Here is an 18,969-nt window from a genome sequence, read left to right on the forward strand (position 1 = left end):
GGGGCTATCCCTCGCGGCCCGCTGCCCGGTACCGCAGGGGAGACGACGGCGTTCCTCAACTCGTTCGTGAGCGTCCTCCTTGGGTGTGTGCGTGCGTGGCGAAAGGGGTGTCGGGCGTGGACGGGGCGAACCTGGAGCAGAGAAGCCACGAAGTCCGGACGCGGGAGACATGATGAGCGGTCTGGTGATTGTCGGTGTGGACGGGTCGGAGTCGAGTCTCGCCGCCGTGGAGGTGGCGGCGTGGGAGGCGCGGTTGCGAGGGGCGCGATTGCGGGTCGTGCACGCGTTCATCTGGCCGACGATGCATGTGCCCCTGGGACCGTCACCCCTGGGCCCGCCCGAGGGCGGGCTGCGCAACGCGGCGGAACGCCTGGTGGCCGAGGCGGTGGAGCAGGCGCGGGCGGCGGCACCGGAGGTTGATGTCAGTCATGCCGTGGTGACCGGTGAGCCGTTGACGGTCCTGGAGGCGCAGTCGCGATCCGCCGACCTGGTGGTGGTCGGATCCCGGGGCATGGGCGCCTTCGTCGGACTGCTGGTGGGGTCGACGGCCGTGCACCTGGCGGCGCACGGCCGGTGTCCGGTCCTGGTGGTGCGTGAACAGCCCCGTACCGAAAGCCCGATCGTGCTGGGCATCGACGGCTCGGCCGCTGGTACGGCAGCGATCGGGTTCGCGTTCGCCGAGGCCGCCCTGCGCAAGGCGCCGCTCCTGGCTCTGCACGTGTGGAACACCTGGAGCGAGCGGGCCTACGAAGGGCCCGGCGACCCCCTGACCGCCGTCGTGGTGGACCGCGACCATCTACGTGAGACGGAGCAACGCCTACTGGACGAGACGGTGGCCTCCTGGCAGGAGGCCTTTCCGCAGGTCGTGCTGGAGCGGCGCCTGGTGCGCTCCCGGATCCGCCCCGCACTGATCGACGTCAGCCGCGAAGCCCAGCTGGTCGTCGTCGGCGCTCGGGGTCGGGGCGGCTTCACCGGCCTGCTGCTCGGCTCGGTCAGCCAGGCTCTGCTGCACCATGCCCACTGTCCCGTCACCGTCGTCCGAGGCAACGAGTGAAGTCCACGTCACCCGGATCACGGCTGGGCCCGACACCCTGCCCGCGCAGAAGGCGCAACCGTTGTTGAGGGGCCCGCCGCCAACGTGCCGAGGCGGTGGCCGCCCTTCGGCGTAGCCCGGGCCACGGGCGCTCTGCGGCGTGCGCCGACCGGAGGGGCTGCGCCTGCTGAAGCAGTTCCTGATCGGAGTTCTGCGCCGACGGGCTGCCCGGGCTTCTTCGCCCGAACGTCCCGTTCCTGCCCGGCCGCCCCGCCCAGGCGCTTCCGCACCGCCCACCTGCCAGCCCATGGAATGGCCGTCCGCTCGCCGTGCGGCTGGTGGGGGGACTGGTGCCCCGCCAGGGTGCGGAGCGCTGGCGCGCCCCGGGCCCGGCCGCAGGCTGGTGCTCCAGCGCCCCGCCGCGGACCCCCGAGCGCGGCAGGGCCCCGGCCGACCGCCCTCGCGCCCTGTCCGTTTATGCGCCGGGCCTACCCAGCTCCTACCGTCCCCGTACGATGGCGGAAAGCGCTGGCTCGTCTACCGTGCGAGTGTCGACTGTCATCAACGCTCGTTCATAGGGCGGGCCCGGTTTCCGGAGAAGGGGTGTGGGGTGCGTGGCTGCGACAGCTGACCACCTCAAGGCGCTCCTCACCGCGCATGCCGAAGGCGACGAGGATCTCTTCTACAGCGTCGCTCTCCAGGTCGCCGCGAAGTCCGCCCGCCAGGGGCACGGCAAGCTCGCCGTCGAGATCCGCGAGCTCATCGATGCCGCACGTGCCCAGAAGATCCCCCGCACCGGCCCCACCCCCGTGGTGCAGCCCAGGGGCGAGCTGGCCAGCCTGCTCACCGCCGGCTACTCCGATGTCCGCCTGGACGACATGACCCTCGCCGAAGACCTACGAGCCTCCCTCGACAAGGTCCTCCACGAGCAGCGCCAGCGCGCCCGCCTGGAACGCTTCGGCTTCACGCCCGTCCACCGGATCCTGCTGTCCGGCCCGCCAGGCACCGGCAAGAGCATGACCGCCGCCGCCCTGGCCAAGGAACTCTCCCTGCCGCTGTTCACCATCCGCCTCGACGGACTGATCAGCCGCTTCATGGGCGAGACCGCCTCCAAACTCCGCCTGGTCTTCGAAGCGGCAGCCGAGACCCGGGCCGTGTACCTCTTCGACGAATTCGACGCGCTCGGCGCCGAGCGCACCGCCGGCAACGACGTCGGCGAAGCCCGCCGCATCCTCAACTCCTTCCTCCTCTTCCTCGACGAAGCCCCCTCCGAAAGCCTCGTCATCGCCGCCACCAACCACCGCCAACTCCTCGACCGAGCCCTGTTCCGCCGCTTCGACCTCGTCGTCCGCTACGCACCCCCCTCCGCGGAGCAGGCGATCGAGGTTTTGCAGCGAAGGCTCACCGGTATGAACACCGCAGCAGTACGGTGGTCCGACCTGACCGGCAAGGTCGACCAGCTCAGCCACGCAGAGCTGGTCAAGGCAGCGGAGTCGGCGGCCAAACGCGCCATCCTCGGAGGGGACGACATGATCGACGAACGCCAACTCATCGACGCCCTGGACGAGCGGCACGCGCTGCGCCATGCCTGACCCGGCCCCGCCGAGGTTCACCCCGCACCTGCTCGTCCCGTGGAGCGCCGCCACCCTGGTGCCGAAGAAGCAGACCGCGCGTGGTGGCGGGGACGACCTGGTCGACAGGTCCGCCGACCGGTACGGCCACGTCACGCGCCTGCTCGAAGGACTGCGCCAGGCCCAGCAGGAAGCCGTCGAGGACCGGCGGGACATCCCCGCAGAGAATCGGCCCGACGGGTTCGCCATCCGCGTCGAAGCGGCGGACGGTCACGGGCTGAACCTGGGCGCCCTCGACAGCTCCGGCCTGACCCTGCTGAGCGCCCACCCGGCGACTCCTGGCCACCCGCAGGACGCGGTGGTCTGGATTCCGGACGGACACGTGCCGACCTTCGCCGACAAGATCAGCCAGTTCACCCAGGACACCCGGGACCACAACCCGAAGCAGGCCGCGACCGTCGCCAACATGGAGCGAATTCAGCGTGCACTGCTCGAACACTTCTGGCAGGAGGAGGCACCGCTCCCGGAGCTGCAGGCTCCCCGATGGTGGGAACTGTGGTTCGATCCCTCCATCACCGGGATGGACCAGATCCAGGATCTCCGTCGTACCGCCGCCGAGCACGGCTGGCGGATCGCACCCCGGTCGATCACCCTCGGGGACTACCACGTCGCCCAGGTCGAAGCACCCGGCGACCAGCTGAGGCTCCTGCTGACCACCAACTGCCCCGCCGAGATCAGACGGCCCAATTTCGCCGAAGAGATCCACACGACCGAGCGCGCCCTGCAGGTGCCGCTCGTGGCCGACCTCGCCACCCGTCTCGAGCAGGCACCGCCCGGATCACCCACGGTGTGCATCCTGGACACCGGAATCCGCCAGGAACACGTTCTGCTGAAGGATGCGCTCGCCGGCCGAGCGCAGAGCGCCTTCCCCACGGAAGGCCCGGAGGACCGCAACGGGCACGGCACCTGGATGGCCGGCCTGGCGCTCTACGGTGACCTCGACGCCGCACTGGCGACCAACGATCCCGTGCGCCTCACCCACGGCATCGAAGCGGTCAAGCTCCTGCCGGCGAAGACCCCCGGCACTCCCCGCACCTTCGGCGAGGTCACGGCCGACGCCGTGGCCGTCGCTGAGACCGGATCCGTCGAGCAGCCCCGTGCCCGGGTGTTCTCGATGGCCGTCACCAAGCATTCCGTCCGCCCGGAGAACGGGACCGACGGAACGGCGACCCTGTGGTCCGCCACCGTCGACGCGCTCGCGGCCGGCACGTCCGTCACCGTCCGCGACGACCGCATCGAACTGCACGGCGCTCCCGATCCGGCAGCCTCCCGGCTGATCGTCGTCTCGGTCGGCAACATCCGCGACCGCCTGCCGCACGAGATGCGAGCCGCCGACGGCAGCCCCTCGCACCTGTACCTGTGCGACACCTCCCGCGTCGAGGACCCCGCACAGGCCTGGAACATTCTCGCCGTCGGGGCCCACACCAACCTCACCGACGTTCCCGACCACCCCGACTTCAAGGGCTACCGCGCTCTCGCGTCGGCCGGTGAACTCTCGCCCTTCAGCCGTACCTCCGTGGCGATGGGCGAGTCCACTCCCATCAAGCCGGACATCGTCCTCGAGGGCGGCAACCTCCTCGTCGACGACGCCAACACCCGGTGGCACGAGCACGACATCGTCGGCCTCACCACCACCGGCATCCATATCGACCGGCCCCTCACCACGGCGAATGCCACCAGTGCAGCCACCGCCCAGGCCGCCCGCCTGGCAGCGATGGCCCACGCCGCCTACCCAGCCCTTGGCCCCGAAGCGATCCGCGGCCTGCTGGTCCACGAGGCCCGCTGGACCACGCCCATGCTCCAGGGTGTCTACACCAGGAACGGCCGGCCCAAAATGGGGCCGGGTGACTTCGCGAGAAAGGTACTGCGCCGCTACGGCTGGGGCGTACCGACCGAGGAGAGGGTCTTGTCGAGCGCGGCGAACGCCGTCACCCTCATGATCCAGGGCTCGCTCATCCCGTACCGCCGCTACCCGGGGGGTGTCCGCCTGGGTGAGCTCAAGCTCCACGAGCTTCCCTGGCCCCGTGAGCAGCTGGACGACCTGGGCGGCACGGACGTCGAGCTGCGGGTCACCCTGTCGTACTTCGTCGAACCCAATCCCGGTCGGCGCGGTGTCAGAGGCCAGCGCACCTACCCCTCCCATCGGCTCAGGTTCGCCATGAAGGGCTCCCTCGAGTCCCGGGCCGCCTTCGAGCGCCGCATCGCGGAGACCGCGGAGGCGGAGGACGACGGAATCACCAGGGTCAAGAAGTTCGACAGCGACGACGCGTGGGTCGTCGGCCCGACCAACCGCAAACGCGGCTCACTCCACTCCGACGTCTGGAGGGGCGACGCGACAGCGCTGGCCGGCAGCGGCATGCTCGCCGTCTACCCCGCCGGCGGCTGGTGGAAGGACCACGACCGCTCCGACCGGGTCGGCCTTCCCGTCTCCTACGCCCTGCTGGTGTCGCTGGCGACACCAGAGGTCGAGACCGACCTCTACACGCCAACGGCCGTAAAGCTCGACGTGCCGATCCCTGCCGACCTCGCCGCCCGAGTCGAGACGTCCTCGGGAGTGCCGGTCCAACTGCCGATCAGCTGGTAGCTGGCATCGGGCGGGCAGCGGCCGTCGCGCACGACGCCCCCGGAGCCGGCGCAGTGAACACGGACGGAACGGCGCTGGACCTGCTCAGCGGTCGGCCGGGTCGGCTCCCTTGATCCGTCGGCGGAGGGTGGTGGCGAAGTCCTCGGCGCGGGACAGCTGGACGCGCAGATCGGCGATGCGGTCCTGGGCGGCCTGCTCGTAGTCGCGGACGCGGTCGAGCAGCTTCTCCCGCTCGCCGAGGTCGAGCCGGCTGCCGGCGTCGAGGCGGTCGGTGGCGTCGAGGAGGTCGCGCATCTGGTCGAGGCTGAAGCCGAGGGGCTTCATGCGGCGGATGACCATGAGGCGGGCGACGTCGGCCTCCGTGTACAGGCGGAAGCCGCCCTGGGAGCGGGCGGAGGGGATGACGAGGCCGGTCTCCTCGTAGTGCCGGATGGTGCGCAGGGACAGTTCGGTGCGGGCGGCGACCTCGCCGATCTGCATGTGCTCGGATTCCACGCCCGCCATCCCCGTGTCGCTCTCGTCTCCTGGCCTGTCGGCGGCCGACGTCTCCAACCCTCCCTACTCTAACGTCAGGGTAGAGTTGGCGGTGTGGGGTGGCCTTGTGCCTTCCCCGACCCTACGGTCTGTGCGCGTGGTGCGGGCCCACCGCTGTGTCGGGGCCGAAGCCGCCCCCGCGAACATCCGCCGGCAGGAGACGAAGCGTGCGCATGCCCCAGGTGCCCGGCGCCGCCGACTGTCCACCGTGATGCAGCACGTGCCGTGAGCTGATCGGCTGCCTTCGGGCCCGCCTCGCTCCGCCCCTTCCGTCTTACGCCCGCCACCTCGGGCGATCCGCGGGGTTGCCGCCCTCGCCCTCCCGCGTTCCCGTCCCCGCGCGTACCGCCGGTCGCGCCCGAGCACGACAGGTCCACCCCCTCTTGCAGACTTCCCCGCTCGCCGCTGCCTCGCGCCTGCGCGGCTCCCGCCCGTCCTGGCTGTCGCCGAAGGTCTTCCGCACCGAAGTGCTGGCCGGCCTGGTGGTCGCGCTCGCGCTGATCCCCGAGGCGATCTCGTTCTCGATCATCGCCGGCGTCGACCCGAAGATCGGCCTGTTCGCCTCCTTCACCATGGCCGTGGTCATCTCGGTCGTCGGCGGCCGGGCGGCGATGATCTCCGCTGCCACCGGTGCCGTCGCCCTGGTCATCGGCCCCCTCAACCGCGAGCACGGCCTGGGCTACCTGGTCGCCGCGGTCATCCTCGGCGGCGCCATCCAGATCGTACTGGGCGTACTGGGGGTGGCGAAGCTGATGCGGTTCGTGCCGCGCAGCGTGATGGTCGGCTTCGTCAACGCCCTCGCGATCCTGATCTTCATGGCCCAGGTCCCCGAGATGCACGACGTCCCCTGGGCCGTGTACCCGCTGATCATCGGCGGCCTGGCGCTGATGGTGTTCTTCCCGAAGATCACCAAGGTCGTCCCGGCGCCGCTGGTCTCGATCGTCATCCTCACCGTGATCACGGTCGCAGCCGGGATCGCGGTGCCGACCGTCGGCGACAAGGGCGACCTGCCCTCCTCCCTCCCGGTGCCGGGCCTGCCGGACGTACCGTTCACCCTGCACACCCTGACGGTCATCGCCCCGTACGCGCTCGCGATGGCGCTGGTCGGGCTGATGGAGTCGCTGATGACCGCCAAGCTCGTCGACGACATCACCGACACCCACTCCTCCAAGACCCGCGAGTCGATCGGCCAGGGCGTGGCCAACATCGTCACCGGCTTCTTCGGCGGCATGGGCGGCTGCGCGATGATCGGCCAGACCATGATCAACGTGAAGGTGTCCGGCGCCCGTACCCGCCTGTCGACCTTCTTCGCCGGCGCGTTCCTGATGGTGCTGTGCATCGTCTTCGGCCCCGTCGTCTCCGACATCCCGATGGCCGCGCTGGTCGCCGTCATGGTGATGGTGTCCTTCGCGACCTTCGACTGGCACTCCATCGCCCCCAAGACGCTGAAGCGGATGCCTGCCGGGGAGATCGCCGTCATGGTGATCACCGTCGCCGTGGTCGTCGCCACGTCCAACCTCGCCATCGGCGTCGTCGTCGGGTCGATCACCGCGATGGTCATCTTCGCCAAGCGCGTCGCCCACCTCGCGAACGTCACCGCCGTCACCGACCCCGACGGCACCAGCGTGGTGTACTCGGTGACCGGCGAGCTGTTCTTCGCCTCCTCCAACGACCTGGTCGGCCGGTTCGACTACGCCACCGACCCCGACAAGGTCGTCATCGACCTCACCGCCGCCCACATCTGGGACGCCTCCTCGGTGGCTGCCCTCGATGCGATCGAGACGAAGTACGCCCAGCGCGGCAAGACGGTGGAGATCATCGGCCTCAACCAGCCCAGCGCCGAGATCCACCAGACACTCAGCGGCGAACTCGCCAGCCACTGACGCGCCACACCGCGCCGGCTCTCCGAACTCCCGGAGGGCCGGCGCCGTCGTTCGGCGCCCCCAGCGCCCCCGTTGCCGTCTCCGCCCTCTACCTCTGGCTGCGCTACATCCTCCTCACCTGACGGCGTGCCAATGGCAGTCGGCCGGCCGGGGCAGACGGCGTTGCCACACCGGGTCATCGACAGCTCCTGCTCACGGCGGGCGAGGCAGCAGAAGTCCTGCGTGGCCCCTCCCCGCTGCTGCTCGGCTGCGCCGGGGCTCCCCGGGAGGTCAGCCCAGCCACTTGACGGGTCGTCCCCGGTGCGCGGCGCCTGGTCCTCGCCTTCGGCTGCCACCTGGCAGCCGACACGCCGGTGCCCGTGGTGGCGGTCCGGGTCGGGTCCGATCTCCGGCCGCCACGCCTGAACTGAAGCAGCCGGGCTGTCATCGGTCGCCGATCGGAGTTGGCGACGTTCGTGCCCGCAGAGGCCAGCGCGAGGACCGCTGCCGCACCGGAAGCCACCGCCAGGAACGCGAACATCACCGGGATACCACCTGGACGCGGACCGAGGGCGGCGGTGGCCCACGGCGCGAGCGCGCCGGCCACGGTGGCCGGCGCGGTCAAGAGGGCGGTGAGGCGGCCGTAGGCGGTGGTGCCCCAACGGTCGGTGACGGCAGTGGCCTGGAGAAGGGTGAGGTTGCCCCGGACGGTGCCGGCCAGGACGGCGATGGCGATGAGCAGGGCGGCGGGTCCGGGTACGGCGGCGAGGAGGGCGGTGGTGGCGCCGCCTGCGGCGATGATTGCCGTGGTTCTGATGGTGACAGTGGTGCGGCGGGCGAGGGCTGCGTAGAGAGTGCGGCCGAGGGTCTGGCCGAGGCCGCCGAGCCCGAGCGCCCAGGCCGCGGTTGTCGGGCTGCTGCCGCGTTCGGTGAGGAGGGGGACGATGTTGAAGACGACGGCGTACATCGCGAACCCGGAGAGCGTGAACGCCGTGGCGAGCAGGATGAACGGCCGACTCCGGGCGGTGGAGGCTTCCCCGGGTGCCGCACTGCCGGCGGCTCGGGGCGGCGGCGGCCAGGGGTGGCGCAGGGCGACGGCGTGGAGCGGGAGCGCCGTGACCGCGAGGATCGCGGCGAGTGCCAGGTAGGTGCCGCGCCAGCTGAGGTGCTCGGCGAGGGCTGCGGTGATGGGTGCGAAGACGGTACTGGCGAGGCCGCCGGCGAGGGTGAGGGTGGTCAACGCCCGGACGTGGTCGGGTTGGTGCCAGCGGGTGAGGGCGGCGAAGGCCGGCTGGTAGAAGGTGGCGGCCATCGCTGTGCCGGCCAGCAGCCAGGCCGCGAAGAAGACGGGAAGGTTCGGGGCCAGCGCGGCCGCGATCAGGGCGGCGACCCCGATCAACGAGCCGGTGGTCATGACGATGTGCGGGCCGATCCGGTCGAGGATACGGCCGATGGGGATGCCCGCGAGGGCGGAGACGAGCAGGGCCGCGGAGAACGCGGCCGTGGTCGCCGGGGTGGACCAGCCGGTGTCGGCGGTGATGTGCGGGAGAAGGACGGGGAAGGCGTAGTAGAGGATGCCCCAGCCGGTGATCTGGGTGGCGCAGAGGGCGGGCAGGGCGGCGCGGGGCCGTGACCGATCCCCCGGTCCGGTCACGGCCCCACTGGTTTGAAGGGTCGTCACGGCCTGGTCAGCAGCAGCCGGACGGGGCCGCGGTCGGGGTGCCGAGACCGATGCTGAGGACCTGCGGCGCGGCGGGGACCGAGCAGCAGCCGCCGCCGTCCGCCTGGTCGGCATCGGGCTGGTCGAAGAGTCCGGCTCCGCCGCAGACTCCGGTCTCAGGGAGGGTGAGTTCGACGCGGGCGGCGGCCTCGTGGTCGCCGGCGAGGGCGGCGGCCACCGAGCGGACCTGCTCGTAGCCGGTCATGGCGAGGAACGTCGGCGCGCGGCCGTAGGACTTCATGCCGACGAGGTAGACGTCCTTCTCGGGGTGGGCGAGCTCGTTCGCGCCGTGCGGGTAGACGGTCCCACAGGAGTGCTGGTTGGGGTCGATCAGCGGAGCGAGCGCGACCGGCGCCTGGAGGCGCTCGTCGAGGCCGAGGCGGACCTCGGACAGGAAGGAGAGGTCGGGGCGCAGGCCGGTGAGGACGACGACCTGGTCGACCGGTTCGCTGCGGTGCCCGCCCTCATCCACCAGGACCAGCTGCTCGCCGTCGGTCTCGACGGCGGCGGTGCGGAAGCCGGTCAGCGCGGAGGCATGGCCGTCCTGGACGGCCTTCTTGGCGCGCAGGCCCAGCGCGCCGCGGGCGGGGAGCTCGTCGGCCTCGCCGCCGCCGTAGGTCGAGCCGGTGATGCCGCGCCGCAGCACCCACACCGCGTGAGTGCCGGGCTCGTCCGTCGCCAGGTCGGCGAGGTAGGCGAGAGCGGTGAACGCCGAGGCGCCGGTGCCGACCACGGCGGTGCGCTTGCCGGCGTACCGGGCGCGGACGGCCGGGTCCTTCAGGTCGGGGATGCGGCAGGAGATCCGGCCGTTCGCGGCCCGCTCGCCGAGGGCGGGCAGGCCGTTGGCGCCGAGCGGGTTGGGGGTGGACCAGGTGCCGGAGGCGTCGATGACGGCGCGGGCGAGGACGCGTTCCTCGCGGCCGTCGGTGTGCTCGACGTGGACGGTGAAGGGCTGCTCGTCGCGGCCGGAATCGACGATGCGGTCCCGGCCCGCACGGGCCACCCCGGTCACCTTCGCTCCGTAGCGGACCCTCCCCCAGCCTTCGGCCGGGGGTGCCCCCATGCCGAGGACGTCGGCGAGGGGCTGCAGGTAGAGCTCGGCCCAGTCGCCGCCGGAGGGGTAGGCCGCGCCGTCGGGGCGGACCCAGCCGGTGGGGGCGAGCAGCTTCTCGGCGGCCGGGTCGACGACCTCGGCCCAGGGCGAGAACAGTCGGACGTGGGCCCACTCGCGCACTGCGGTGCCGGCAGTGGGGCCGGCCTCCAGGACCAGGGGCTCGATGTCCTGCTCGATCAGGTGGGCGGCGGCGGCCAGTCCGATCGGGCCGGCGCCGACCACGACGACGGGCAGCCGGCGGGCAGGGGTGTTCTTGCTCATCTCAGGTCTCCGGAACGGTGATGCGGCAGGTGGGAGGTGGGGTTGAGGGTGGGTCAGCAGCAGCCGGTACCAGCGGCGACGGCCTCGTGCTTGGCGGCCGGGTCGCAGCAGGTGTCGGCGGCGGCGTCCTCGACGGTCCCGCAACAGGGAGCCGTTGCGGCGGGCGCCTCAACGGCGCGCTCGGTGGCGGTCGGGCCGCAGCAACCGGCGGACTGAGTGGCGGAGTCCGGGGCGGGGGTGGCGTTGTCACTCATGGTGATCTCCTCGGCGAGGACACGTGCTGGTCGGCGGACCGGGAAGACCATCCCGCTTCGCTGATTCGACGTTTGTCGATGTGCTTCGAGCTTGCCGCTCGCATCGACGGATGTCAACATAGACATATGTCGAATCTGGAATTGGTGGAGCTGCCGGTCATCGAGCCGGAGGCCGTGCCGTGCTGCCCGCCGGTGACGTCGGCAGCACTGTCGGAGGCGGACTCGGTGAAGATGGCGGCGATGTTCAAGGCGCTCGCCGACCCGGTCCGGCTGCGGCTGTTCTCCCGGGTCGCCTCGCACGAGGGCGGCGAGGCGTGCGTCTGCGACATCCAGGACGTCGGCGTCTCCCAGCCCACCGTCTCCCACCACCTCAAGAAGCTCCGCGAGGCCGGCCTGCTCACCAGCGAGCGGCGCGGCACCTGGGTCTACTACCGGGTCGCGCCCGAGGTCCTCGCCGCCATGGCCGGCCTGCTGTCGGCGGCCCGCTGAAGCCCCTTGGAGTGCGCCAGGGCTTCCGGGCCCGCCTTTCATCGACTATCGTCGATTATCGATGAATGAGACCTATTCCACCAGCCCCGGGGTCGAGGCGGAGGCCGCCGAGCGGTATGCGGCGTGGTTCAAGGCATTGGCCGACCCGACCCGCATCCGGCTGCTGAACCTGCTGGCCGCTGAAGGCCGACCGATGAGCGTCGGCGAGATCGTCGAGCTGGCGAGCGTCGGCCAGTCGACCGTCTCGCACCACCTGAAGATCCTCGCCGCGGTGCGATTCGTCCTGCCCGAACGGCAGGGCACCTCCACCCGGTACGAGGTCAACCGGGCCTGCCTGACGGTCTTCCCGGCCGCCGTGCGGGCGATCCTCGGCGAGGACGAGGAGCGGGCCAGTGGCTGCTGAACCCGTGATCGCCCCGATGACGCCCGAGCACGCCGCGCAGGTCCTGGCGATCTACCGGGCGGGGATCGACGAGGGCAACGCCACCTTCGAGACCACCGCGCCGACGTGGGAGTCGTTCGACGCCGCCAGGCTGCCAGGACATCGGTACGTCGCCCTCGACGAGGCCGGCCGGGTCCTGGGCTGGGTGGCGGCGAGCCGGGTGTCCGACCGGTGCGCGTACGCGGGCGTCGTGGAGCACTCCGTCTACGTCCATCCCGACGCCCGGGGCCGGGGCGTCGCCAGCCGGTTGCTCGGAGCGCTGATCGTCTCGACCGAGACGGCAGGGATCTGGACGATCCAGTCCGGTGTCTTCCCGGAGAACACCGCCAGCCTCGCCGTCCACGCCAAGGCGGGCTTTCGGATCATCGGCACCCGTGAGCGCATCGGCCGCCACCGTGGGGTCTGGCGGGACACCGTCCTGATCGAGCGGCGGAGCTCTGCCGTCGTGTGACGACCCGCCGACCGCCGAGACACTGGTGACAGGAGTCCGCGCGACCTATCCAAGCCGGGCCGGACCTCGGCGCAGGTCCGGGCGGCGGGCCGGGCCGCGCGGGTGCAGGCTGGACGCATGGACGGACTCCGTGACCGGCAGATGCCGGGCGCCGTCCCTGCCGCTCGGGCGCATCGGCTGCCGGCCCTGGACTGGGGTTCGTGGCGGACGCCGTTCGTGTTGTTCACCGGCAAGGGCGGAGTGGGTAAGACGACGGTGGCCGGTGCGGTGGCCGTCGCACTGGCGGACGCCGGACGGCGGGTGCTCGTGGTCGGAACCGACCCGGCATCGAACCTCGCGGAGCTCTTCGGCACGACCGTGGGAGCTCAGCGCCGGACTGTTGAGGGAGTTCCTGGCCTGGAGGTGCTCGACCTCGATCCGGACGCGGCGGCCGACGCGTACCGCGAGCGTGTGATCGCCCCCTACCGGGGGACGGTCCCGGAGGAGGAGCTGCGGGGCATCGAGGAGCAGTTGGCGGGCGAGTGCACTGTCGAGGTCGCCGCTTTCGACCGCTTCACCCAGCTGATCGTCCATCCCGAGCAGGTGGGCGCCTACGACCACGTCGTCTTCGACACCGCGCCGACCGGTCACACGCTGCGGCTGCTGAGCCTGCCCGCGGCGTGGTCCCGCTACCTCGACAGCGGTGCTGAGGGCGCCAGCTGCCTGGGCCCGCAGTCGGGGTTGGAGAGCCAGCACGCTCAGTACGCCGAGGCCGTGCAGCAGTTGGGCGATCCCGCGCGGACGACAGTGGTGCTGGTGAGCCGACCGGACGCGTCCGCGCTGCGCGAGGCTGGCCGGGCCGGGACCGAGCTGGCCGAGCAGGGGATCCGCAACCAGCGCCTGGTCGTCAACGGCCTGTTCACCGGGCCGCTCGCCGGTGACGTGGTCGCCGAGGCGTTCGCGGCGCGGCAGGCGGCGGCCCTGGACGCCATGCCGCCGTCGCTGCGTGGGATGCCCGCCGCGGCGGTGCCGCTCGTCGCACTGGAGCTGACCGGCATCGGCGCACTGCGGGAACTGGCCGCGAACAGGCCCCGCGCCGTGCCCGGGGCCGACACCCCGCCGGGGGACGCCGAGCCGCAACGAGGACAGGGCGAGGAGGAGCCCGCGCTGCCTGGCCTGGACGCACTCGTCGACGAGCTCGCGGCCGGCCCGCCCGGAGCAGTCCTCGTGATGGGCAAGGGCGGAGTGGGCAAGACGACCATCGCCGCCGCAATCGCCGAGGGCCTCGCCGACCGGGGCCACGAGGTGCACCTGTCCACGACCGACCCCGCCGGCCGCTTCACCGACGTCCTGGAAGGCGACGCCCCCGACCACCTCACGGTCGACCGCATCGACCCCCGCGCCGAACTCGCCCGCTACACCGCCGGACGCCTGCACGCGGCCGCACACCTCGACGCGCAGCGCCGCGCACTGCTGGCAGAGGACCTGCGATCACCGTGCACCCAGGAGCTGGCAGTCTTCCGCGCATTCGCCGGGCTGCTCACCGAGGCCCGCCGGCGGTACGTGGTCGTCGACACCGCCCCCAGCGGCCACACCCTGCGACTGCTTGACCTCACGGGCTCCTACCACCGGCAGGCCATGGCCGACGCCGACCGCATCGCCGGGCGGATCACCACACCGCTGATGCGTCTCCAGGACCCGGCCTCCACCAGGGTGCTCATCGTGACGCTTCCCGAACCGACCCCGGTCTCGGAGGCCGCCGCGCTCCAGGACGACCTGCGCCGGGCGGGCATCGAGCCGTACGGGTGGGTGGTCAACGCCGCCCTGACCGGCAGCGGTACCCGTGATCCGCTCCTGCGGGTCCGAGCCGCCCTCGAACACCCCCATCTGCACCGCGTCCGCGACGAGTTGGCAGCCCGGACCTGGCTGGCACCCTGGCGCAGTTTGGACGTTCGTTGAGGCCAGTCGGATGCCGCCGCCGTGGTGGTCCGACCTGCACCATGACCGGCCCCGCTACCCGTTGTGGGGCGTCCGAGTTCGCCGGGTGGGGACGTGTTCGAAGGCAGGTCTGCACCGGGTGACAGGTTGCGTCTCTCCGTCGCAGTACCGGGCAGCGGATGTCAGTGCAGGAGATCGGCGATCTCGGTGACGGCCTGCCGGGCGGTGCGGCCCACGCCGATGAGGGTCGCGGAGGCGGGTCCGGTCCAGTCGCCGTAGCCGATCAGGTGGATGCGCGGGTCGGCCGTCGCCCGGGTGCCGATGGTGTCGATCCGGCCGCGTTCGCCGGTCCGCAGGCCGAGCGGGGCGAGGTGGGTGAGGGCGGGGCGGAAGCCGGTGCACCAGATGACCGCGTCGGCCGGCCACACGGTTCCGTCGGCGAAGCGCGGCCCTTCGGCGGTGAGGGCGTCGAACATGCGGTGATCATCGAGGAGTCCGGCCGCACGGGCCTGGCGGACGGGCGGGACGGCGACGATGTCGCCGAGGTCGCTGATGCGCGGGCCGCCGTCCTGGACGCGGCGGGTCGCGATCTCGAACAGGGCGCGGCCGTCGATCTCGTCGGGCAGGAGCCGGGCGGAGCGGCGGGTCACCCACCGGACGGCGTCGGCACGGCCGGTGAGGTCAGCGGCGATCTGTGCGCCGGAGTTGCCGCCGCCCACGACGACGACCCGCTGGCCGGTGAAGTCCTCGGCGCGGTGGTAGTCACGGGTGTGCAGTTGCCGACCGGCGAACAGCTCTCGGCCGGAAACAGCGGGAATGAATGGCCGCGACCAGGAGCCGGTGGCGCTGATCAGCGCCCGGGCGCGCCAGTCGCCCTCCTCGGTGCGGGCCAGTAGGCCGCCGTCACCGGCGTTCTCGACCGCCCGCAGCTGAACCGGTCGGTGGACGGGCAGCTCGTACCGTTTCTCGTACTCAGCCAAGTACGCTGCGACGTGCTCCGTGTCCGGATAGGTCTGCCCGGCCTGACCCGGCATCGGACGCCCGGGCAGCGACGAGTACGCGGCAGGAGAGAACAGCCGCAGGCTCTCCCAGTAGTGCTGCCATGCGCCACCCGGCGCGTCGGATGCATCGAGGATCGCGAAGTCGAGTCCGGCGCGCCGCAGGTAGTATCCGGCGGCGAGGCCGGCCTGGCCGGCCCCGACGACGAGGACCTGGACGCGCCGGACCGGGCTCACTTGGCGGTGGCCTTGGTGCGGTGGGTGAAGATCAGCACGACGAGGGCCAGGCCGACGATGCCGCCGACGAGCTGCATCCCGATGAACCCGGGCAGCGAACTCGGGGCGATGCCAGCGAAGGTGTCGGTGAACGCCCGGCCGATGGAGACCGCGGGATTGGCGAACGAGGTCGAGGACGTGAACCAGTACGCGGAGCCGATGTAGGAAGCGACCGCGACCGGTGCGAAACGCAGGTGGTCGGTCTTCGCCAGGCCGAAGATCAGCAGCACCAGTCCGGCGGTGGCCACGACCTCGCCCAGCAGCAGGTGCCCGGCCGAGCGGTCGTGGGTGGACCACTTCACCAGCTGTTCGCCGAACATGGCGTCCGCGAGGATCGCGCCGCCGATCGCCCCCGCGATCTGCGCCGGGACGTACGCGGCGACCTCCCGGCCCCCGAGACCCTGGGGATCCTTGCGGCCGGACCACCACTCGGCCAGCGTCACGACCGGGTTGAAATGCGCACCGGAGACGGGACCGAGCAGCAGGATGAGAACGCCGAGGCCGAAGACGGTGGCCAGGGAGTTGGCCAGCAGCTGCAGGCCGACATCCTTGGTGAGCTCGGTGGCCTGGATACCGGAACCGACCACGACGGCGACCAGGGCGGCGGTGCCGACCAACTCGGCCGCGACGCGGTTCAGCAGCGGAACGGCGTGGGGGTACCCCCGGCCGGAGGCTGGGGGAGGCTCGGCAGCGAGAGGCTCGGCCTCGGTGACTTCGGGTCTCGCCTCGTCTATGGCGCTCAACAGGTACTCCTCGTGCAGGGCGGAGTGGGGCCGCCGGGATGGGGCTGGACGGTTCAGCAGGACCGCTTGCGGTTGACCGCGGCGGCTTCGCGGGCGGTGGCGGCCAGCCCGGCGAACTCCCCGGCGACGGCCTCCAGGGCCTCGGCGCGGAGCTTGTAGTACGTGAAGCGCCCGCAGGGCTCGGTGTCGACCAGCCCGGCCTCGCGCAGGATCTTCAGGTGGTTCGACAGGTTGGTCTGCCGGGCACCGGTCTCCTCGACCAGATGCGTCGTGCACAGCGCCTCCTCGGCGAGGAGCGCGATGATCTGCATCCGGAGGGGGTCGGCCAGAGCCTTCAAGACGTCACTGTCGACTGATGTCACCATGGGCTGATACGTTACCCGTGTCGGGGCCCCGAAGCGAGCCCCCTCCTCCCGGCCGCCACCGGGGACACCTGCGCGTCTTCGCCTCATGACCCTCCCCCAGCCTTCGGCCGGGCGGTGCCCCCATCCCCTGAAGGGCTGGAACCCCTGATGATCGAATCCCCGCCGTCGGTGCCGGACCCGAGACTCTCGGCGGGTGCCGCCCGCCTGGCCCCGCGCTACGACGGCGCTTTCGCGCCGGAGGCCGTCCAGCGGCTGCTGGACGATTCCTACCGTCTCCTCGCCGAAGGCGCCGCCGTCCGCACGCATCTGATCGTCCTCGCCGAGCGCCTCGCCGACGAGCGTCTGGACGCCCTCGCCCATGCCCAGGGCCGCTCCACGGTCCCCGTTCCCAGGGTGCTGTTCGTCTGCACCGGCAACGCCGGTCGCTCCCAGCTCGCCGCCGCCATCCTCACCCACCTCGCCCAGGGCAGGGTCCACGTAACGTCAGCCGGCACCGACCCGGCGAACGACCTGGACCTGCACATCGCCGAGGTCCTGCGAGAGGTCGGCGTCGAACTTCCGCGCGACCTCTTCCCGAAGCCGCTGACCGAGGAGGTCGTGGCCGCCGCCGACGTGGTGGTCACCATGGGCTGCGGCGACGCCTGCCCCCTGCCCGCAGGCCGCCGCTACCTGGACTGGCCCGTCCCCGACCCGGACGGCGCCCCGATCGAGCGTGTGCGCGCCATCCGTGACCAGATCGGCTCCCGCGTCGAGGCCCTCCTCGCCGAACTCACCGACCAGCCGAAGTAACCCCCACCCGTCCCACAGCGGGCACCGCACAACCGAAGGACACCTCACCATGACCACCGCGCCGATCGCCTCCGTGCTGTTCGTCTGCATCCACAATGCCGGCCGTTCGCAGATGGCCGCGGGCTTCCTGCGCCACCTCGCCGGCGACCGCGTCGAGGTCCGTTCCGCCGGCTCCGTCCCGGGCGACCAGATCAACCCCTCGGCCGTGGCCGCGATGGCCGAGCTGGGAATCGACATCTCGGACCAGAAGCCGAAGGTGCTGACCACCGAGGCCGTCCAGGCGTCCGACTACGTGATCACCATGGGCTGCGGCGACGCCTGCCCGTACTTCCCCGGCAAGAAGTACCTCGACTGGAAGCTGGACGACCCGGCCGGCCAGGGCGTCGAGGCCGTCCGTCCGATCCGCGACGAGATCAAGGGCCTCATCGAGAACCTGATCGCCGAGATCGACGCCAAGGCCGTCCAGGGCAAGGAGAGCTGAGCCCTTCATGAGCGCGAACGCATCGATCACCGGCGACAGCGACGTCCGCGAGGTCGTCATCATCGGCTCCGGCCCCGCCGGATACACCGCCGCCCTCTACACCGCCCGCGCCCAGCTCAAGCCGCTGCTGTTCGGCAGCTCGATCTTCGTCGGCGGATCCCTGACCACCACGACCGAGGTCGAGAACTTCCCCGGCTTCCCGAACGGCGTCGACGGCCCCGACCTGATGACCAGCATGCGGGCCCAGGCCGAGAAGTTCGGCGCCGAGATGGTCGACGACGACATCATCGAGGTCGACCTCACCGGCGACATCAAGCTCCTCACCGACTCCGCCGGCACCGTCCACCGCGCGAAGACGGTGATCGTGGCCACCGGCTCCGGCTACCGCAAGCTCGGCATCGACCGCGAGGACGAGCTCTCCGGCCGCGGGGTCTCCTGGTGCGCGACCTGCGACGGCTTCTTCTTCCGCGGCAAGGACGTCATCGTGGTCGGCGGCGGCGACACCGCCCTTGAAGAGGCCACCTTCCTCACCCGGTTCGCCAACTCGGTGACCGTCGTCCATCGCCGCGACAGTCTGCGCGCGTCGAAGGCGATGCAGAACCGAGCGTTCACCGACCCGAAGATCACCTTCGTGTGGAGCAGCGAGATCACCGCCATCCACGGCGAGAAGCTGGTCTCCGGTGTCACCTTGCGCGACACCGTCACCGGCGAGGAACGCGACCTGGCCGCCTCCGGCCTGTTCATCGCGATCGGCCACGACCCGCGCACCGAACTGTTCGCCGGTCAGCTGGACCTGGACGACGCCGGGTACCTCAAGGTCGACTCGCCGTCGACCCGCACCAACCTGCCCGGCGTTTTCGGTGCGGGCGATGTCGTCGACCACACCTACCGCCAGGCCATCACCGCCGCCGGCTCCGGCTGCTCGGCCGCGCTCGACGCCGAGCGCTACCTCGCCGCCCTCGCGGATGTCCGCAGCGACGACCTCGACGAGGACACTTCGGAACCTGTGCCGGTCGGCTGACCGA

At 71.5% G+C, this 18,969-nt stretch carries 17 protein-coding genes and 1 pseudogene; 11 read left to right on the forward strand and 7 right to left on the reverse strand.

Going from position 1 to position 18,969, the window contains the following annotated elements; translation table 11 throughout:
* Positions 1-172 precede the first annotated feature (172 nt).
* From OH807_RS30200 to OH807_RS30210, 3 genes are all read left to right on the forward strand, one after another.
* Positions 173-1,054 (forward strand): universal stress protein, encoded by an 882-nt coding sequence (locus OH807_RS30200; RefSeq protein WP_406205103.1) that lies wholly within the window; start codon positions 173-175, stop codon positions 1,052-1,054.
* Positions 1,055-1,647: 593 nt separating this feature from the next.
* Positions 1,648-2,625, forward strand: a complete 978-nt coding sequence (locus tag OH807_RS30205; protein ID WP_360209888.1) for an AAA family ATPase — start codon at positions 1,648-1,650, stop codon at positions 2,623-2,625.
* Positions 2,618-5,248, forward strand: coding sequence for a S8 family peptidase (locus tag OH807_RS30210; protein WP_406205105.1), 2,631 nt, complete (start codon positions 2,618-2,620; stop codon positions 5,246-5,248). Before OH807_RS30205 ends, OH807_RS30210 begins: the two co-directional genes overlap by 8 nt.
* 84 nt (positions 5,249-5,332) lie before the next feature.
* Here OH807_RS30210 and OH807_RS30215 read toward each other — a convergent pair whose 3' ends face one another.
* Positions 5,333-5,743 carry a MerR family transcriptional regulator gene (locus OH807_RS30215; RefSeq protein WP_406205108.1) on the reverse strand — a complete coding sequence of 137 codons (411 nt, stop codon included), beginning with the start codon at positions 5,741-5,743 and terminating at the stop codon, positions 5,333-5,335.
* Positions 5,744-6,165: 422 nt separating this feature from the next.
* On the opposite strand from OH807_RS30215, the gene OH807_RS30220 reads away from it, so the two are divergent.
* Complete coding sequence (locus OH807_RS30220; RefSeq protein WP_406205111.1) at positions 6,166-7,665, forward strand: SulP family inorganic anion transporter; 1,500 nt, start codon at positions 6,166-6,168, stop codon at positions 7,663-7,665.
* Positions 7,666-8,137: 472 nt separating this feature from the next.
* Here the strand turns inward: OH807_RS30220 and OH807_RS30225 are convergent.
* From OH807_RS30225 to OH807_RS30235, 3 genes and pseudogenes are all read right to left on the reverse strand, one after another.
* Positions 8,138-9,325, reverse strand: a pseudogene (locus OH807_RS30225) (MFS transporter); the annotation flags it as partial.
* 7 nt (positions 9,326-9,332) lie between these two features.
* Positions 9,333-10,739 carry an NAD(P)-binding protein gene (locus OH807_RS30230; RefSeq protein WP_406205114.1) on the reverse strand — a complete coding sequence of 469 codons (1,407 nt, stop codon included), beginning with the start codon at positions 10,737-10,739 and terminating at the stop codon, positions 9,333-9,335.
* Positions 10,740-10,792: 53 nt separating this feature from the next.
* A complete protein-coding gene (locus tag OH807_RS30235; protein ID WP_406205116.1) occupies positions 10,793-10,993 on the reverse strand; it encodes a hypothetical protein in 201 nt (66 codons plus the stop codon).
* Between the two features lie 126 nt (positions 10,994-11,119).
* On the opposite strand from OH807_RS30235, the gene OH807_RS30240 reads away from it, so the two are divergent.
* The 4 genes from OH807_RS30240 to arsA all read left to right on the forward strand — a co-directional run bounded on the left by OH807_RS30240 (position 11,120) and on the right by arsA (position 14,313).
* Positions 11,120-11,482: a metalloregulator ArsR/SmtB family transcription factor gene (locus OH807_RS30240; RefSeq protein ID WP_266273900.1), complete on the forward strand. Its 363-nt coding sequence runs from the start codon at positions 11,120-11,122 to the stop codon at positions 11,480-11,482.
* A 61-nt stretch (positions 11,483-11,543) separates the two neighbouring features.
* Positions 11,544-11,885 (forward strand): ArsR/SmtB family transcription factor, encoded by a 342-nt coding sequence (locus tag OH807_RS30245; RefSeq protein WP_406205120.1) that lies wholly within the window; start codon positions 11,544-11,546, stop codon positions 11,883-11,885.
* Between the two features lie 16 nt (positions 11,886-11,901).
* Positions 11,902-12,375: a GNAT family N-acetyltransferase gene (locus tag OH807_RS30250; protein WP_406211286.1), complete on the forward strand. Its 474-nt coding sequence runs from the start codon at positions 11,902-11,904 to the stop codon at positions 12,373-12,375.
* Positions 12,376-12,492: 117 nt separating this feature from the next.
* Positions 12,493-14,313: an arsenical pump-driving ATPase gene (gene arsA / locus OH807_RS30255; protein ID WP_406205123.1), complete on the forward strand. Its 1,821-nt coding sequence runs from the start codon at positions 12,493-12,495 to the stop codon at positions 14,311-14,313.
* 161 nt (positions 14,314-14,474) lie between these two features.
* Here the strand turns inward: arsA and OH807_RS30260 are convergent, their stop codons facing one another.
* Genes OH807_RS30260 through OH807_RS30270 form a run of 3 tightly spaced genes read right to left on the reverse strand, consistent with a single transcriptional unit; the run spans position 14,475 to position 16,674 of the window.
* Positions 14,475-15,527 (reverse strand): ArsO family NAD(P)H-dependent flavin-containing monooxygenase, encoded by a 1,053-nt coding sequence (locus tag OH807_RS30260; protein WP_406205126.1) that lies wholly within the window; start codon positions 15,525-15,527, stop codon positions 14,475-14,477.
* Entirely contained in the window at positions 15,524-16,309 is a 786-nt protein-coding gene (locus tag OH807_RS30265) for an aquaporin (RefSeq protein ID WP_406205129.1), read from the reverse strand. Before OH807_RS30265 ends, OH807_RS30260 begins: the two co-directional genes overlap by 4 nt.
* Before the next feature lie 53 nt (positions 16,310-16,362).
* Entirely contained in the window at positions 16,363-16,674 is a 312-nt protein-coding gene (locus OH807_RS30270) for a metalloregulator ArsR/SmtB family transcription factor (RefSeq protein ID WP_360209868.1), read from the reverse strand.
* A gap of 147 nt (positions 16,675-16,821) precedes the next feature.
* On the opposite strand from OH807_RS30270, the gene OH807_RS30275 reads away from it, so the two are divergent.
* Genes OH807_RS30275 through trxB form a run of 3 tightly spaced genes read left to right on the forward strand, consistent with a single transcriptional unit; the run spans position 16,822 to position 18,965 of the window.
* Entirely contained in the window at positions 16,822-17,463 is a 642-nt protein-coding gene (locus OH807_RS30275) for a low molecular weight phosphatase family protein (RefSeq protein ID WP_406205133.1), read from the forward strand.
* 49 nt (positions 17,464-17,512) lie between these two features.
* Entirely contained in the window at positions 17,513-17,944 is a 432-nt protein-coding gene (locus OH807_RS30280) for an arsenate reductase ArsC (protein WP_406205136.1), read from the forward strand.
* Positions 17,945-17,951: 7 nt separating this feature from the next.
* Entirely contained in the window at positions 17,952-18,965 is a 1,014-nt protein-coding gene (gene trxB, locus OH807_RS30285; protein WP_406205139.1) for a thioredoxin-disulfide reductase, read from the forward strand.
* The last annotated feature ends 4 nt before the right edge of the window (positions 18,966-18,969 follow it).

The sequence above is a fragment of the Kitasatospora sp. NBC_01560 genome (genome assembly GCF_045208415.1).
Lineage (GTDB): Bacteria > Actinomycetota > Actinomycetes > Streptomycetales > Streptomycetaceae > Kitasatospora.